The organism is Legionella rubrilucens (assembly GCF_001468125.1).
Taxonomy (GTDB): Bacteria; Pseudomonadota; Gammaproteobacteria; order Legionellales; family Legionellaceae; genus Legionella_C; species Legionella_C rubrilucens.
Window position 1 is genome coordinate 240,389 of the sequence record NZ_LNYT01000006.1, and the last position, 16,997, is coordinate 257,385.

Here is a 16,997-nt window from a genome sequence, read left to right on the forward strand (position 1 = left end):
AAGGCCGTGAGCGAACCAACCGGGCTATTAGAACACGAAAAACACAATATGAATAAAATTAATTTTTAGCGAAAAATATAAGGGCAACTTCAGGAGGATTGCATTGATTTAGTAGGCGAATGGGACTATAACATGTGCAGGAAAATTTCTTGGAGTTTTACCCATGATGTCTGTTGATACAATAAAAATAAACGATCCCGCAATCAGACCGGATGATTTTTTAGACTATGCCCTTTCCCATGGTTTTGGCGACATTCATTTTAAAGTGGATACTAAAACCGGCATGAAAGCCATTATTGCAATCCACAGTACCAAACTGGGTCCGGCATTAGGCGGCTGTCGTTTTATTGAATACCCCTCAACAGAAAACGCCATCAATGATGCCATGCGTCTGGCGCGCGGCATGAGCTATAAAGCCGCTTCAGTCAATTTACCCTTAGGCGGCGGCAAGGCTGTCGTGATTAAACCGCACGGTCCCTATGATCATGAGGCTTATTTCCATGCTTTTGGCGAATTCGTCAATGACTTGGGCGGACGTTACATTACCGCACTCGATAGCGGCACCCAGTTAAGCGACATGGATATTATTGCAGAGCATACACCCTATGTCGCCAGTTTAGCGAGTCATAACGGCGACCCCTCGCCCTCAACAGCCAAAGGGGTTTTCAAGGGAATTGAAGCAGCCGTGCAGTTCAAGCTTGGCAAAGACAACCTCACAGGCCTTCATGTGGCCATTCAGGGTTTAGGCCATGTGGGTTATTTGCTTGCCCGCCATCTGCATGAGGCCGGTGCAAGGCTGACGGTCGCTGACGTTAACAGGGATGCTGTTGAACGTGCGGTAAAAGAGTTTGGTGCAACCGCCATCGCTACCGACACCATTCACAAAGTACCCTGCGATGTGTTTTCTCCCTGTGCCCTCGGCGCCATCATTAACGACATGACCATCAATCAGCTGCAAACCACCATCGTGGCTGGGGCTGCCAATAATCAATTGGCTCATACCTACCATGGCAAACTGCTGCATGATAAAGGCATTGTCTATGCAGCGGATTACGTCATCAATGCCGGTGGTCTTGTTTTCGCAGCCAGCAAATACCTGAATACACCGGAAGAGCAGGTTGTACGACAAATCAACAGCATCGGAACCTCCCTGATGGAGATTTTTGTCCGCTCACAAAAAGAAAACCGCCCTGCCAGTGAAATTGCCGACACTTTAGCCCAGGAAAAGCTGGCCTGACCGATTCAACAGGCAACCCTGGCAGCCAGGGTTGCCTGTGCTCTTTGGAGTTTCGTCCATGATAAAGCACTTAAACATCACACCGGCCTTGTACGATTACATGCTGGATGTGTCATTACGTGAACACCCTGTCCTAAAAGCCCTGCGCGAAGACACCGCCGACATGGCCCTGGCCATCATGCAGGTGGCTCCCGAACAGGCGCAGTTTATGCAGTTGCTGCTTAAACTGCTCAATGCCAAACGCGTCCTTGAGCTCGGTACCTTCACCGGATACAGTGCCCTGGCCATGGCGCTTGCCTTACCGGAAGACGGGGAACTCATCACCTGCGACATTAATAAGGAATGGACAGCCAACGCGCCCTCCTTCTGGCAGCAGGCGGGGCAGGATAAAAAAATTCAGTTGCGTCTGGCTCCGGCCGCCGAAACCCTGCAACAATTACTCAACGAAGGTTATCAACACCGGTTTGATTTTATTTTTATCGATGCCGATAAAACCAATTACCTTCACTATTACGAACAGGCATTACAGCTTGTTAGCCCACACGGTCTCATCGCCATAGACAATATTTTTTGGGATGGTAAAGTAATTGATTCGCAGGTAAATGACGGCCAGACCCGCGAAATCAGACGGCTGAATGAATTGTTAAAACAGGATGAACGAGTGGATACCAGCCTGTTAGCCATTGCCGACGGCCTTTTTCTGGTCAGGCCACGCCAATAGCCAACGGCTTTTGAACAGTATTGAGATTGAGAAGGAATGACTATGAAAAAATACACGGAACAAAACCCCTGCGGACTGGATGGGTTTGCTTTTTTAGAATTTTCATCACCGGATAAAACCCTGCTGGAACGGCAGTTCAAGGCCATGGGGTTCACAGCGAAAGCCACCCACAAAGAACAGGATATTACCCTTTTCCAACAGGGCCAGATTCAGTTTATTGTCAATGCCACAACCAGCAGTCAACCCGAACGCCACGCCAAAACGCATGGTGCAGGGGCCTGTGCCATGGGGTTTAAAGTGCATGATGCCGAGCAGGCTTATGCCTATGCCATAGCCCAGGGCGCCACTCCGTTTGTTGATTGCGAACATGCCCACCATGGGTTACCTGCCATTGAAGCCATTGGCGGCAGCGTCATTTATTTTGTTGATGACCACACCGAACCTTTTGCAGGGCAGTGGCATCTGACCGGCTCAGCATCCACACAACCCGGTTGTGGTTTGACGGCCATCGATCACCTTACCCACAATGTTTATCGCGGCAACATGGACAAGTGGGCGGCGTTTTATGAAAAGATTTTTAATTTTAAAGAAATTCGCTTCTTCAACATCAAAGGCCAGATGACCGGCCTCATCAGCCGCGCTTTAGGCAGTCCCTGCGGCAAAATTAAAATTCCTTTAAATGAATCCAAGGATGATCAATCCCAGATTGAAGAATTTCTCCATGATTACAAAGGCGAAGGGATTCAGCACATTGCCCTGAATTCCAGCAACATTTACACCACGGTCAATACGCTTCGCAAAGCGGGTGTGAGCTTCCTGGATGTGCCCGATACCTATTACGAAATGATTGAACAACGGGTTCCCTGGCATCAGGAGCCGGTCGCCCAGTTGCGGCAGGAAAAAATTCTCATTGATGGCGACAAGGCTCCCGCCGGTGGATTGCTGCTGCAGATTTTTACAGAAAACGTCTTTGGCCCTGTGTTTTTTGAAATCATCCAGCGCAAGGGCAACGAAGGCTTTGGCGAAGGCAATTTTCAGGCGTTGTTTGAAGCCATCGAACGCGATCAAATCCGCCGCGGCACATTACAGGAAACACACGGATGAAATTAGCCAGCTTGAAATCCAGAGACAGCCGCGACGGCGAATTGTGTGTAGTCAATCAATCCATGACGAGTGCCATTCGTGTGGGTCATATCGCAAGGACACTGCAGCATGCCCTTGACCATTGGGACACCAAGGCCCCCGAATTACTGGAAGTGTATGAGGCATTGAATGAAGGGAATCTGGCGCACAGTTTTACTTTTGACCCGACCCATGTCGCGGCCCCCCTGCCGCGTGCTTATCAATGGGCGGATGGCAGCGCTTTCGTCAACCACGTGGAACTGGTCCGCCAGGCACGCGGAGCACAGCTTCCCGACGATTTCTGGACTGATCCGCTGATGTATCAGGGCGGGTCAGACACTTTCCTCGGTCCGATGGATGCGATTGAAGTGGCGGATGAGAAATACGGCATTGATTTTGAGGCCGAACTGGCTGTCATTACGGATGATGTGCCCATGGGCGTCAGTGCCGATCAGGCAGGACAGCACATCAAACTGTTCATGCTGGTGAATGATGTCTCCCTGCGTAACCTGATTCCCGCTGAATTGGCCAAGGGGTTTGGTTTTTTCCATTCCAAGCCCTCGAGCGGTTTTTCACCCGTGGCCATCACGCCGGATGAGTTGGGCAGCCACTGGGATGGGAAACGGGTGCACCTGCCGCTCAGGAGTTACTTAAACGGTCAGTTATTTGGTCAACCCGATTCAGGAACCGACATGACGTTCTCTTTTCCGCAATTGATTGCTCATGCCGCCAAAACGCGATCCTTGGGCACAGGCACCATTATCGGTTCAGGCACCGTCTCCAACCGTGATCGCAGCAAAGGCTCATCTTGTATTGTTGAAAAACGTATGTTAGAGATTATTGCTGACGGAAAAGCAACCACGGATTTTATGCGTTTCGGTGATTCCATTCGCATTGAAATGGTGGATGATCAAGGGCATTCTTTGTTTGGAGCAATTCATCAAACCGTTGTTCAGTATAAAGGATAAACGTGAAACTATATGACTATTTTCGTTCAACAGCGAGCTATCGCGTGCGCATCGCCCTGAACATCAAAAACATCAGCTACGAAACGCTGGCGGTTCATCTGGTGGACAATGGCGGTGAGCAGCATCGGCCGGAGTACCTGGAAATGAATCCTCAGGGCCTGGTTCCTACTCTGGATGAAAATGGTCATATTATTACGCAATCACTCGCCATCATTGAATACCTGGATGAGATGACGCCCACGCCGCCCCTGCTGCCACAGACGCCTTTGGGTCGTGCGCATGTCCGCAGTCTGGCCCTCACCATCGCCTGCGACATCCACCCCTTGAATAATCTCAGGGTGCTAAACCGGTTGAGGTATCAATTCGATGCCGATGAGTCACAGGTGCGCGAGTGGTATTTTCACTGGCTCAAACTCGGTTTCGATGCCGTTGAAAGCCGGTTACAGCAGATGCCGCATAAAAATCAGGTTTGTTATGGCCAGGAAGTGACGCTGGCGGATATTTGTTTAATACCCCAGGTTTACAATGCCCATCGCTTTGGCTTTCCTATGGTCAACTATCCCTTAATTAACGCCATTAATGAGCATTGCCTGTCTTTAAGCCCCTTCAAGAATGCAGCCCCTGAAGGCACTTAAACGTACAGATAAAAGCCATAGGCTAACAAAATGATGCCAATCACCAGGGCAATGCCTGCCGTAATGTAATAACCAGGGCCCGCATAAAAGGTTCGGCTGAACGCCATCATTTTTTCCGGAAAAGCCAGCCATAAGACCGATTTAATTAAAATCAGCCAGGCTATCAGGGTAATGATGACCTCTTCATCCCAAACCCAGAGGTTATGCACGAGCACCAGTATAATACCGATGATGAGCGAGAAAGTCGCACCAATAAGAATGGCATGCGAGCTTTCATGAAGATTAGTCATCAGGTTTCGATAATAATCAGCACGCGTCAACATCACGATGGCCACAATCAGCAGATAAAAACCCAGAACTTGACTAATCAGTAATGAATGGAGTGATTCAGGCATGGTCCGCTCCCTACAGGTTCCCATACTTACAGTTTAGTACATCGTCTGCATTTCCCTCTCCCCAGCGCTGGAGAGAGAACGCCTCTGTTGCAGCCATTGCGAACCTGCTTTAAACCGTCATTAAAACCAGGCCTTTTTCACTGTCACTGTTGTTACCCGCCCCGCAGCATCCCGCTTTAGAATAGTCCACTCCGCCTTGCAGCGCTGCAAATGACCCATCAGGATGGTCTGATCATTGCAATAGTAACGCACCGGGAGGTTCTCAATTGTTTCGCTTTGACGTGCTGCTTCGCATTGCTCACCGCCCAGGAGCTCGACAGCCCAGGGATAGGTTCTCGACATGTCCAGTTCGGTATGCTGGCTGTTGTCTGCGGCTGTGTTCAGTTTTAAGAGCACACTGCGGCCAACCCAGGGCGATTGCGGACAAAGGGCTTCGGTGTTGTCGCTGAATTTTTTAATGAAGCAGGGATCAAACACCTGCCCCTGTGCCAGACAACGCCAGGCATCTTCCCGCGCGATGCGCTGCGATTGCTGCCAGCATTCCCCCGCAAGATGCTTATCAATAATTAAGGGAATTTGCTGTTCTGTTCCTCCAAAAGGCCGGAACAGTTTCAACTCGGTATCCTGTGCCTTGACACTAAAAGAGTAAAGAATGGCTAAAATGATCATTAGAGCACGCGGCATGGATTACCTCACTTATTTCATTTAGTGTATTATCCTAACTTAATCGTGGCTTGAACCACAATCGACACGTATTATGCCTGACTGGCGGACAATGCAATCTTCTATTGGAGTGGATATGACAGAAGTTTATACAATTAAGCAGTGTTTGGACGGCGAGGTTCCGGTTGACGCCCGCGTCACCGTGAGAGGCTGGGTAAAAACCCGCCGCGACTCGAAGGCCGGCCTTTCTTTCGTTGCCTTGCATGACGGTTCCTGTTTTGCACCCATTCAACTGGTTATCAGCGAACAACTGCCCAATTACCAGGATGACGTGCTTAAGCTCACAGCCGGCTGCGCCATTTCGGCAACTGGTCAATTGATTGCCTCACAGGGAAAAGGGCAACAGTTTGAAATTCAGACTGAAAGCCTTGAGGTCGCCGGTTGGGTCGAAAACCCGGACACCTACCCCATTCAGGCCAAACGTCACACGCTGGAATTTTTACGTGAAGTCGCTCATTTGCGTCCCCGCACCAATACCATCAGCGCCGTAACCCGCGTACGTCATTGCCTGGCTCAGGCGGTTCACCGCTTTTTCCATGAACAGGGGTATTTCTGGATTCACACACCGATTATCACCGCCAGTGATTGCGAAGGCGCGGGCGAAATGTTCAGGGTCAGCACGCTTGATTTGCTCAACCTGCCAAAAACGGCACAGGGGCAAGTGGATTTTTCCAGGGATTTCTTTGGTCGAGAAACCTTCCTGACCGTCTCCGGGCAGTTGAACGTCGAAGCGTATTGCCTGGCCATGTCCAAAGTGTATACCTTTGGTCCCACCTTCCGTGCTGAAAATTCCAATACCAGCCGTCATCTCGCGGAATTCTGGATGATTGAACCCGAAGTGGCTTTTGCTACCTTAAACGACGTTGCCGCCTTGAGTCAGAGCATGCTGCGCTACCTGTGCAAGACTGTTCTGGATGAGCGCGGTGACGACATGGAATTTTTCAATCAGTTTGTCTCGCCTGGCTGCATTGAACGGCTTGAGCACATTGTCGCGTCTGATTTTGAGATGATGAGCTACACCGATGCCATTCATGCCTTAAGTAAAGCGGATAAGACATTTGATTTTCCCGTGAGCTGGGGACTGGATCTACAATCCGAACACGAGCGTTATCTGGCAGAAGAATTGTGCAAAAAACCGGTTATCCTCACCGATTATCCCAAAGACATCAAGGGCTTTTACATGCGCCTCAACGACGATGGCCGTACGGTGGCCGCGATGGATGTGCTCGCACCCGGTATTGGTGAAATCATTGGCGGCAGCCAGCGCGAAGAACGCCTGCACATTCTTGATCAGCGCATGGACGAGTGTAAACTGGATAAAGAGAACTACCAGTGGTACCGCGATCTGCGCCGCTATGGCAGCGTCCCCCATGCCGGCTATGGCTTAGGCTTTGAACGCCTGATTAGCTATGTGACCGGCATTGGCAACGTACGGGACGTGATCCCATTCCCGCGCACCCCAGGACATGCCGATTATTAACGACCGGCGGAACCTGGCGCCGACAGCGGCGCCAGGTCTGCATGGCTGTGATTTTCAAACTGCCTGTCATGAAATGGAAGCCGGCTGACTTCCGGGTGAAAAAATGACGGACCCGTATTTCCAATAATTTTACCAAAATCAATGACTTGCGTACGCGACTGATGCAAGGATTTAATTCGTTTGACGGCTGAAAAATCGTCATGGCTCAGTGATTTGGGCATGTTTTCACCTTTACACATAAATCCCTCCATTGGGATAGATCTTTTATGAAAATAAATGGCCGTCCTGAATGGCATAGCGTTTATCCATTCGTTCAGCCAACTGCTTATCATGAGTGACAATAACCAGGGCGGTATTAAATTGCTCATTGAGCTTAAGCATCAGCTCAAAAATTTTCACGGCCGTGGCATGATCCAGATTGCCGGTGGGTTCATCCGCCAGCACGCACTGAGGCTCATGCACCAAAGCCCGGGCAATGGCTACGCGCTGCCGTTCGCCCCCAGACAATTGCGCCGGCTTATGCGTCACCCGGTGGGCCAATCCCACCTTATCAAGCATCATTAATGCCTGCTCACGCGCGGAATTTACGGGTTGATCGCCCAGCAAAAGGGGCATGGCTACGTTCTCAAGGGCCGTAAATTCGGGTAATAAATGGTGAAACTGGTAAACAAAACCCAGTTTCTGGTTACGAAGCTGGCAACGCTTTTTTTCAGTCAGGGACTGCCAATCCACCCCCTGCATCCGCACCTGCCCTTCACTGGGCTTATCGAGACCACCGAGAAGGTGCAATAAGGTGCTCTTACCGGATCCCGATGGCCCCACAATGGCAATCCGATCACCGGCCTGCACTGAAAAGTCAATGCCGTTCAGCACAGGAACAATGGCCGTCCCGTCATGGTAGGATTTGCTGAGGCGCTCACAGGAAAAAATAATCTCACTCATAATGCAAAGCCTCCGCAATAACGGTTCTGGACGCACGCCAGGCCGGGTAAATGGTGGCAATAAAGCTCATTAATAATGCCAAACCGCAAATCTGCACCAGATCGACCCACATGATTTTTGAAGGAAGGTAGTCGACAAAATAAATACTGGAGGATAAAACCTGCACGTGGAATAGCGATTGCAGGTAATTCACAATGGCCGTGGCATTACTGGCTAAAATAATACCGCCAATAAGACCCAGTAAGGTACCGACAATCCCTACCATCAAGCCCTGGACAATAAATATTTTAAGAATCATCGAAGGCGTCGCACCTATGGTTCGTAAAATGGCGATTTCAGCCTGTTTGTCATTGACCACCATGACTAAAGACGAGACCAGATTAAACGCAGCGACGGCGATGATGAGCAGCAGGATGAGGAACATCATGGTTTTTTCCATTTTCACTGCCTGGAAAAAAGGCCCGAACTGCTCAGTCCAGTTGCCTACTTCATACCCATCGCCGAGCTTCTTGTCGATTTCATGAGAGAGTTCCGGCGCTTTGTATATCTCCTTGATTTTCATCTTCACGCCGCTGACCTGGTCCCCCAGTTGCAGCAATTTCTGGGCATCGCCAAGGTTAATAAAGGCGAGTTTGGTATCGAAATTAAATCCGGTACCGGCTGAAAAAACACCCACAACTGTGAACCGCTTGAAGCGTGGAATCATTCCCGCGGGCGTCACCGTCGCCTGAGGAATCATGATGGTTACCTTATCGCCAATCATCAAGCCCAGACTGTCCGCAAGCCCCCGCCCAAGAATTAAACCAAAATGCTTTAAATCATTAAGATCACCCGCCAGCATTTTTTCCTTAAGATGAGTCACTGCCTGCTCTTTTTCAGGCAATACCCCGGTTAATACAATGGGTAGAACCTGTCCGTCATGCGTCAACAGGCCCTGAGCGCCGACATAAGGGGCCACGGCTTTGACATCGGGGAACGTCATCAGCTTTTTGTCGAGGGCCTGCCAATTACTGATTTTGCCATCAAGCCCACTGACTGTGATCTCGGGGGCCATACCAAAAAAACGCTTGTGGATTTCTTCATCAAACCCATTCATCACCGATAAAACAGTGATTAAAACCATCACCCCCAGGGCAATCCCCAGCATGGAGCTTAACGAAATAAAGGACACAAAATGATTTCTTTTTTTTGCCCGGGTATATCGCAACCCGATATAAAACGCCAATGGTTTAAACATAGATGGTTTTTTTTTGATAAAAATCTATTGTAGTGAAAAAGCGCCGCAAGATATAGCTCACGCTGCACAAATCATGCGTTTATTCATCGCTGCCCTCGCCCCCTTAACATTTCCTTAAGAAAAATAGGGTTAAATGAATCCGCATCCAACGAACAGGAAAGAAACAAGATGAAAAAAAGTGCAGAAAATTTTTTAGCCAAAATTGAAAAAATTCTACCTCAAAAATCCGACCCCTTTCTGATTAACAAGATTTTAACCGAGTTAAAACTGGATGATCTGGATACGAAAGACATAGAATTCGCCGAATTTATCGTCAAAGTGCTCTCAGAGAAAAGCGACTTAACCAAGCTTACTCAGTACCTTAAAAACGCCCTCATCAATAATGAGCCTCTTTGTCAACTCCTGGCTTTTATTGAAGAAAAGGGGTTGATTACAGATGCCGACCTGGATTCGATAGCATCCAAACTCGAATTGCAACTGAACCTGCTGTTTCTTTTCGAAGCCATGTTAGTCACCATGGCCAACAGCAAACGCTTTGCCAAAGATGTCTATGCTCATTTAGTCAAATTGAGCGGCAATCGATTTCCCGGAAACCCCCTCGCTGACTTTATTTTTGGCGTACCTTACAACGCGACCCTGTTTGAGCGATTGAAAATGGTTTCCATCAAACCGGTCATGCTGACCGTCCTCTTTCACCGCTCCATGGGTGAGGAGAAAGAAACCCAGGAAGCCCTGGATCAGTTTATCAGGGAGAACGGCTTGTCCGGTACCAACGCCTGGATCGAAACAGCAGAACCGAAGACCTTATCAGAGAAAACAGTCCCGGTGATGGGATTAAATATCCTTGAAGCGGCCTGGGAAGACGCCACCGGCCATGCCAAAGACAATGGCGGAATTGACAATGCAGAATCCGGGATTGGTCTCATCCAAATCATGGAGCAGCAACAGTACATGAATCAATGCGATTACTTCAGCACGCTATTGCCGGAAGGCACTCATCGCAAAGACGACGGCAGCTATGAATTAATCCCTGACTTAAAAATCGATAACTCAAAAAAGCTGGTATCCCAGTTCCATGTTCATCCGCAATGGCGGGATTTATACACCAGTTGGAATCTTTTTTTTGTGGCGGCCAATATTGATACCGTGGTCATGCCTTTAAAATTACTGCTTCCTACCGTCATGTCGGCCCACCCCTCCAACTACAAGGAAACGCGGGTTTTATCGTTGTTTTTAATCGGAAATCTGTTTCTTCATGCCAGTAAGAACAACCCCTTTTTCAAAAATTTTACCTTAGCGAATGCCGATATTATTTTCAAAGAATGGGGCAGAATTAACAAGGAATACGCCAACCAGCAACTGCATGCGCTTTGTCCCGAAGTACCCGCGTCAACCAAACCCTCGTTACAGGAGGTTCTCGGTTACCATACCCACCTTAATTTTTTAAAACACCTGTACAATTTTGTCAGGGATTCCAGCCATTACCGTTTTACGCCCTCATCTAAGGGTAAGCAGCCCGGGTCGCAATTCTTTACGCCAGTAAAAACCACAGACACCATGGAATCGGTAAATGAGGAAAAAGCAGAGTGCACGGGACCTTAATCCGCATGGCCTGAAGCTCTCAGGCCATCCTTCAGGATTATAGCTTGGGGGATTTAAAAACATCCTGTTTACACGATTGCTCGGCCTTGGCCTGAGCAGACGCCCAAAGGGTAAAGGCATTTTCCTGCTTGCCGGCGAGTGCCGCAGCATGCCTGGCCCGCTCACGCAATGCTGGAGCATCATGCAATTCATTGCATTTTTCTATCATGGCATCAATCGTGTCCAGGGAAAAAGGATTACTGTTCTTAAGACCACAACCATAATAGGCATTATGAATGGCCTCTATTGACTGGTTTTCAGCCTGCCTTGCCAGATAAAGCGACTTCCATAATGAAAACAGACTGCCTTCATATTGCGTTTGCCATTCATGGGAAGACTCTTCCTTGTTGATTTGCGACAGGGAGTTCAGCAAATGAAAATAACCATTGGCCAACAACAGATAACCCGGAGTCCCATGCCGCTTCGCCAGACTTTCCCGGCTGTAGAGGATGGCGGCAAATGTCTTTATAAAATTCAGATCGGGCTTATTGGCTGCGATGACGATTTCGTGAACCCAGGTTTGAGCGGCATGAATGGAGTGACAATTTAACGCCTGATTCAGATACTCCTGATAGTGCTCCAGATTACCTTGCGCTTTCTCACGCTGAGCCAGCAGATAAAGCGTATGCCCCACCGTCAAATCGGCGTCACAGACCCCATTCTGGGCTTTTAAGGCATATTTGCTGATTGCCTGTCGTCGCGCCTGCCAAAACCCATCAAATGGATTCGATTTCAGCATCTCGTAAAGATCAGGCGATTTCATGCAAAATTCGGCCAGCTTGCTGGCGCTCCAGGAAGACAACTGGTCAATCACTGCCTCAAACGCTTCCTCGTGCAGCAAGTCACCAATGGAAGGGGAACTTTCATCTGTCATGAGTACCTCGATGCTTAAAGCCCACAAATATACTCTAATTTAACTACAAATTAACATTCTTTGCATATATTTTTCCCATGAAGAACAATTAAATATCAAATAATCACCTATATTTACAATAATCCTTTTTGATTCTTTACGAGAACAGCATGCCTCTATCAGAGCAAACCAAAATTGCCATCATTAAACGTTTTCTCACCGAAAACAGTGTCCCCCCTCTGGACCAGGAACTCTCTGACGAAGGGATAAGGACAATGCCCTTGTTTAATGGGCTGGGCAACAGCCTCGATCAGCTGGCTGATTTTGACCCTGTGATAAATTTTGCAACGTTAAACCAGGACATCAATCAATGGAAATTGTTAACCAGTGTGCTTAAAAGTGGCTTGGAACTTCGCGCAGGCAGCCCGCCCACGATTGAAAACGTCAATTACCCTGCCATGCGGGCCTTTACGGATCGCCATGCAATCAGCCAGCTACCGCAACCTGACTATTACCAGCGTGCGACGAAATTCAATCCCGGTGCTCAGCAAATGCTGGATCCTCTGATTGACAACGCGCGTAATGCACTGGGCAAACTGCTTAAAACATACCCTGGTTTTGAAAAATTTGATCCAGCACACGTTCCAGACATCCAAAAAAACATGGAGATCCTGAAAGGCAATATAAAAATCGCTGAATCGATCAAAGATGACGTGAATCTTAAAAAATTCACGGCGCAATTGACGATATTGGAAGACCTCTACAAAATAAATCAATTAAAAATCATTCAGATCCCCAATGAAAACGGCCCGGCTTTAAACTATTGCGAGTTGGCTGAATCAGCTGGTGGAGTCACTGAAAAAGTATCACTGATTAGTCTGTCTAAAGTCACAAGCCAGTTGACCACACTCGTAACAACGGCTCCGACTACCGTGCAGGATTACCTGGATCATCGTAACGATTACAAACTCAGTACGCAGGCCATTTTAAAATTGCCCAAACACGGTAAAATTGAAGAAGTCCAGCGCGAAGCCCTGGCTCTTAATTTTTCCCGCCTGTGCGGTCTCGATACTACCCAATCATCCATGGTGATGTATGATGGCAAACCGGCCCTGTTTGTCCCCTTCGATGACATTCGACTGCTGAAAGATTTCGCCCATGGTAAAGTATTCAAAGCTGGATTGACCGGCTCCCAGACCTATGAACATTATTCCACGATTGATCCCGTGGGTTCAGGTTTACAATCCAATGTATTCATTCACGATTTTGGTAAAAGCCTTGGTGTATTCTATCTTTGCAGTGATCCGGATTTTGTCGGCGGGTACAATCAAAACAAAGCCTTACGCAACAACAGAAGCCTTTTCATGTTTGATATGGTTGTCATGCCGGGCGATAAACTGAAACTGGATAGCCGCCTAAGCCTCCAACCCAATGAATTTTTGGTTAAACATACCCGTCATGGGCAGGGCCGCAACCGAACCTTGATTGAAGACTCTTCCTTCCATGAAAAATTCAATAGCCTGCTGACGGTAATGAGGAATGAAAATCGCATGCTGGCCTACCTTGATTTAACCATCAGCCGTCACGCCGCCCGCATTGAGCAGTTGAAAAAATCACTGGACAATGCCACATCCAGTGAGGCGAAGGAGATAAAGAGTGAAATCAAGCAAGTGGCCGCTCTGCTAAAAGATGCCGAGCTTATCCGGCAAAGCGTCAAAAACCGGATAAGCAAGATTCCTGAAACCTTCCCAGGCTCCGATAAAATCAGTACTCATGGCATGGCGAAAGGCCTTATCCTCGAAAAGCTGCTTAATAATCCGGTTTTATTTAATGATGAAGGACGGCCCTATCGCAATCCCTGGACTTATCGTAATGAAACCCAACTCACCTACATGAAATTCATGAAGGGCCAGAATCCAGACGAAGACAAGGTGCTCCTGGCCTTTTCTTCTATCGTTGCACCGCAAATGGTCAGTTTTCTCAAACGGCATGGGGCGCCTTCTTTAACCATCGTCCCTCACCGGAATGAATTTGAACTCACCCACATGACCATTTCGGTGAATGATCTGGCCAGGCTTCAGGAAACCATGCTGTACCCGGAAACGCATCTTGATGGGCTTTTAAAGACGGATTACCTGAATTTAAGTGATTTGCAGGCCATTGGCAATGCGTATGGCGAGGGGCATAGAACACGCATCCTTTCCCTGATACAGGATTATAAACAATTCATGAATCAAACCGGGGAAAAAGAACCCAGTGTCCATAGCAAATTAAAAGCGATTAATACTGTCGATGCCGAGTTGCTCGAATTCATCAACACGGCCAAAGACAAAGGCTTTGCCATGCATGTCCGCAAGAAATTTCAGTTTGACATTCAGCAGCAATTGCGCAGCATGATTCCCCCGCAGGAATTACCCGACAACCTGGATGAAGCCTTCAGTGCTGCATTAAAACTGGATCAGATAAACACCTTCAATCGCGTCATGGAAACGGCCATTGAAAATAAAAAATGGAATTCACCGGAATTTAAAAAGTTCCTTCAGGACTGCATTACCGAGTATCAACGGGCAACCGATCATGCGTTGGCCATTGACGCCAGCAGCAACGTCGCAACGGCTGGTGGAAAAACCATGAACGCCTTCAGACTTCCTTTGAAAGCGGTCTTAGCCCCTGTGTCTAAAGGCAGTAAGTCAGAAGATGACCACCTGGATGACATTGATCCTCTCACCATTCAAACGCAACAACTTAAGGAACAACGAGAAAAATTAGAAAAATCTGTTTCTATGGCTAATACTAAGAGTGAGGAGGAAGTAGATAATCAGGAAATATCACCAACTACCGTCAGTGTAGAGGTGAAATGACTGTAACAGCACTTTTAAAAGGGACTTGAGGAGTGATTATGCCTGTACATGAACGACGACAGCACTTTCGCATCGATGACCAGATTTATTTTGATTACAAAATCCTGCAACCGGGAGGCTTTTTTTCGGATAAATCAATCACTGATGAGCTATTGGGGCAAAATGGCCAGCGTTACGTGGAAACGACCCAGTATTTTCAAAGCCTTGACTACGAGTTGTCCGAGCTCACTCAGGAAATCGCTTTGAAAGACCCAACCATGGCCCATTACCTGAATCTTATCAATGCTAAAATTGACCATTTGGCACACCACCTGTTAATTGGTGAAAAAATACACCTACGCAAGGTCAATATCAGCTTAGGCGGTATGGCTTTTAAAGCCAAAGATAGAATCAAGGAAAAAACCCGCTTAAAAATAGTGATTTATACTAAACCGAAAATGGTGCCCATCATCCTGGATGCCACGGTGGTTTACAGCCAGTTTTTAGGTGAAAGCATGTACAGAACCGCCGTGCAATTTGAAACATTAACGAATGAGCAGGAGCAACTGCTGTCCCAGCACATCATGCTGGCCCAGGTCCGATGCCGTGCGGATTAAAAATTGAATCATTGCATTGCTGAGTCTGACACAATCCAGCATAATTTGGGTTCCTTTTTGTTGTTATTTGCAGGTATAACATGCCCAGACACGTTTTTTGTTCGAAATTAAACCAAGAAGCCGAAGGCCTGGACGCCCCTCCTTTCCCCGGTGAGCTCGGCGAAAAAATCTACCATCATGTTTCAAAACAAGCCTGGACCATGTGGCTTTCCCATCAAACCATGCTCATTAATGAATACCGTCTAAGCCTTATCGACCCCAAGGCGCGCGAATTTCTCACGAAAGAAATGTCGAATTATTTTTTTGGCGAGGGCTCTGCCAAACCGTCCGGCTTTGTTCCTGAAGGGTAGGTGATGTATGTTTCATGATTTGCTGAATGTCCATAGTGAAGTCTTCTCTGCCATTGCACACCGACAACCGGTCGTCGTCCTCGAATCCACCATCATTTCGCATGGCATGCCCTACCCCGACAATCTCGCCACCGCCCGCCTGGTGGAGCAGCTTATTCGTGAAGAAGGCGCCATTCCGGCGACTATCGCTCTGCATCAGGGAAAAATTCATATTGGCATCGATGAGGAAATCATGGATGGGCTGGCCCAGGCTAAAGGCGTGATGAAAGCCTCGCGCCGTGATTTAGCCTATGTATTAAGCCAGAAACTCACCGCCAGTACGACGGTCGCCGCCACCATGTTCTGCGCCTATTTAGCCGGCCTCCCCCTTTTCGCTACGGGCGGCATTGGCGGCGTTCATCAGGAAGTACAGGACAGCTTTGACATTTCTGCCGACATCATCGAATTGTCGTCAACGCCGATGACGGTTGTCTGTTCAGGCGCCAAATCCATTCTTGATTTGCCTAAAACGCTGGAAATGCTGGAAACACACGGCGTGGCCGTGGTCGGCTACCAGACCGACGAATTCCCTGCCTTCTACAGCCATTCCAGCGGCATTCCTCTGGTTCACCGCTTAGACAGTCCTGAAGACATTGCCGACATGATGCATTACCAGCGTCGCTTAAACATCCGTAATGGCATCGTTGTCGCCAACCCCATCCCCAAACACGCCGAAATTCCTGATTCGGACATCACACCCATCATTGAGCAGGCGCATCGCGAAGCCCAACACATTCAAGGGAAAGCAATTACCCCTTATCTGCTGCAACGCATCAGTGATTTGACCGCCGGCCGAAGCCTGAATGCCAACATCGAATTGATAAAAAATAATGCAATTCTGGGTGCCAAAATCGCCATCGCCTATCAAAATCAATTTTTAACGAAAAAATCATAATTCAGTACTTGACTCTGAATCGTTCTCGGAGTTTAATAGCAACCTCTTGGGGCCAGATAGCTCAGTCGGTAGAGCAGAGGATTGAAAATCCTCGTGTCGGTGGTTCGATTCCGCCTCTGGCCACCATGTAAATCAATAGATTACATGGTGGTTCCCAAATTAGGGTCTTTGGGTCTTTCCCAATTACGGGGGCACTCAATCAACAGCATAGTACTTTAACTCTGGTTCTATAATTTTCAAAGTTTTTAAAGCCATAGGCTCGTCTTTGAATCAATTTCATTTTTCTATGGAAGCCTTCGGTA

General features: G+C 48.0%; 18 protein-coding genes and 1 tRNA gene. 12 read left to right on the top strand and 7 right to left on the bottom strand.

The features are described from left to right. Nucleotides 1-163: 163 nt before the first annotated feature. The 5 genes from Lrub_RS03330 to maiA all read left to right on the top strand — a co-directional run bounded on the left by Lrub_RS03330 (nucleotide 164) and on the right by maiA (nucleotide 4,683). Entirely contained in the window at nucleotides 164-1,237 is a 1,074-nt protein-coding gene (locus tag Lrub_RS03330; RefSeq protein WP_058530779.1) for a Leu/Phe/Val dehydrogenase, read from the top strand. A 61-nt stretch (nucleotides 1,238-1,298) separates the two neighbouring features. Further along, a complete protein-coding gene (locus Lrub_RS03335) occupies nucleotides 1,299-1,958 on the top strand; it encodes a class I SAM-dependent methyltransferase (RefSeq protein ID WP_058530841.1) in 660 nt (219 codons plus the stop codon). A 42-nt stretch (nucleotides 1,959-2,000) separates the two neighbouring features. Continuing rightward, the gene (gene hppD / locus Lrub_RS03340) at nucleotides 2,001-3,062 is read left to right on the top strand and encodes a 4-hydroxyphenylpyruvate dioxygenase (protein ID WP_058530780.1); all 1,062 of its coding nucleotides are present in this window, start codon (nucleotides 2,001-2,003) and stop codon (nucleotides 3,060-3,062) included. After that, nucleotides 3,059-4,048, top strand: coding sequence for a fumarylacetoacetate hydrolase family protein (locus Lrub_RS03345; RefSeq protein ID WP_058530781.1), 990 nt, complete (start codon nucleotides 3,059-3,061; stop codon nucleotides 4,046-4,048). The genes hppD and Lrub_RS03345 overlap by 4 nt, the downstream gene beginning before the upstream one ends. 2 nt (nucleotides 4,049-4,050) lie before the next feature. After that, on the top strand, nucleotides 4,051-4,683 hold the full coding sequence (maiA, locus tag Lrub_RS03350) for a maleylacetoacetate isomerase (RefSeq protein ID WP_058530782.1): 633 nt from the start codon (nucleotides 4,051-4,053) through the stop codon (nucleotides 4,681-4,683). On the opposite strand, the gene Lrub_RS03355 is transcribed toward maiA, so the two are convergent. Further along, nucleotides 4,680-5,078 (bottom strand): hypothetical protein, encoded by a 399-nt coding sequence (locus Lrub_RS03355; RefSeq protein WP_058530783.1) that lies wholly within the window; start codon nucleotides 5,076-5,078, stop codon nucleotides 4,680-4,682. The genes maiA and Lrub_RS03355 overlap by 4 nt on opposite strands. Before the next feature lie 120 nt (nucleotides 5,079-5,198). Beyond that, nucleotides 5,199-5,762: a hypothetical protein gene (locus Lrub_RS03360; protein ID WP_065235705.1), complete on the bottom strand. Its 564-nt coding sequence runs from the start codon at nucleotides 5,760-5,762 to the stop codon at nucleotides 5,199-5,201. 115 nt (nucleotides 5,763-5,877) lie between these two features. On the opposite strand from Lrub_RS03360, the gene asnS reads away from it, so the two are divergent. After that, nucleotides 5,878-7,281 (top strand): asparagine--tRNA ligase, encoded by a 1,404-nt coding sequence (gene asnS, locus Lrub_RS03365; RefSeq protein ID WP_058530784.1) that lies wholly within the window; start codon nucleotides 5,878-5,880, stop codon nucleotides 7,279-7,281. Here asnS and Lrub_RS03370 read toward each other — a convergent pair. From Lrub_RS03370 to Lrub_RS03380, 3 genes are read right to left on the bottom strand one after another with little or no spacing between them, the layout of a single operon-like run. Further along, entirely contained in the window at nucleotides 7,278-7,502 is a 225-nt protein-coding gene (locus Lrub_RS03370) for a hypothetical protein (protein WP_133134168.1), read from the bottom strand. The two genes, asnS and Lrub_RS03370, sit on opposite strands and share 4 nt — an antisense overlap. Nucleotides 7,503-7,545: 43 nt before the next feature. Next, nucleotides 7,546-8,223, bottom strand: a complete 678-nt coding sequence (lolD, locus tag Lrub_RS03375; RefSeq protein ID WP_058530786.1) for a lipoprotein-releasing ABC transporter ATP-binding protein LolD — start codon at nucleotides 8,221-8,223, stop codon at nucleotides 7,546-7,548. Further along, complete coding sequence (locus Lrub_RS03380) at nucleotides 8,216-9,460, bottom strand: lipoprotein-releasing ABC transporter permease subunit (RefSeq protein ID WP_058530787.1); 1,245 nt, start codon at nucleotides 9,458-9,460, stop codon at nucleotides 8,216-8,218. The genes lolD and Lrub_RS03380 overlap by 8 nt, the downstream gene beginning before the upstream one ends. Nucleotides 9,461-9,628: 168 nt before the next feature. On the opposite strand from Lrub_RS03380, the gene Lrub_RS03385 reads away from it, so the two are divergent. Next, nucleotides 9,629-11,062 carry a hypothetical protein gene (locus Lrub_RS03385; protein WP_058530788.1) on the top strand — a complete coding sequence of 478 codons (1,434 nt, stop codon included), beginning with the start codon at nucleotides 9,629-9,631 and terminating at the stop codon, nucleotides 11,060-11,062. A gap of 37 nt (nucleotides 11,063-11,099) precedes the next feature. Here the strand turns inward: Lrub_RS03385 and Lrub_RS03390 are convergent, their stop codons facing one another. Then, on the bottom strand, nucleotides 11,100-11,975 hold the full coding sequence (locus tag Lrub_RS03390; RefSeq protein ID WP_058530789.1) for a DUF5630 domain-containing protein: 876 nt from the start codon (nucleotides 11,973-11,975) through the stop codon (nucleotides 11,100-11,102). Between the two features lie 149 nt (nucleotides 11,976-12,124). Between Lrub_RS03390 and Lrub_RS03395 the strand changes: the two genes are divergently transcribed. The 5 genes from Lrub_RS03395 to Lrub_RS03415 all read left to right on the top strand — a co-directional run bounded on the left by Lrub_RS03395 (nucleotide 12,125) and on the right by Lrub_RS03415 (nucleotide 16,821). Continuing rightward, on the top strand, nucleotides 12,125-14,815 hold the full coding sequence (locus Lrub_RS03395) for a hypothetical protein (protein WP_058530790.1): 2,691 nt from the start codon (nucleotides 12,125-12,127) through the stop codon (nucleotides 14,813-14,815). Between the two features lie 38 nt (nucleotides 14,816-14,853). Continuing rightward, a complete protein-coding gene (locus tag Lrub_RS03400; protein ID WP_058525448.1) occupies nucleotides 14,854-15,411 on the top strand; it encodes a PilZ domain-containing protein in 558 nt (185 codons plus the stop codon). An 80-nt stretch (nucleotides 15,412-15,491) separates the two neighbouring features. After that, nucleotides 15,492-15,761: an oxidative damage protection protein gene (locus Lrub_RS03405; protein WP_058530791.1), complete on the top strand. Its 270-nt coding sequence runs from the start codon at nucleotides 15,492-15,494 to the stop codon at nucleotides 15,759-15,761. Nucleotides 15,762-15,768: 7 nt separating this feature from the next. Beyond that, the gene (locus tag Lrub_RS03410) at nucleotides 15,769-16,695 is read left to right on the top strand and encodes a pseudouridine-5'-phosphate glycosidase (protein ID WP_058530792.1); all 927 of its coding nucleotides are present in this window, start codon (nucleotides 15,769-15,771) and stop codon (nucleotides 16,693-16,695) included. A gap of 50 nt (nucleotides 16,696-16,745) precedes the next feature. After that, nucleotides 16,746-16,821: transfer RNA gene (locus tag Lrub_RS03415), tRNA-Phe, on the top strand. Nucleotides 16,822-16,894: 73 nt separating this feature from the next. On the opposite strand, the gene Lrub_RS14495 is transcribed toward Lrub_RS03415, so the two are convergent. Further along, the coding region (locus tag Lrub_RS14495; protein ID WP_156413025.1) for a transposase at nucleotides 16,895-16,997 on the bottom strand (103 nt) is incomplete at its 5' end.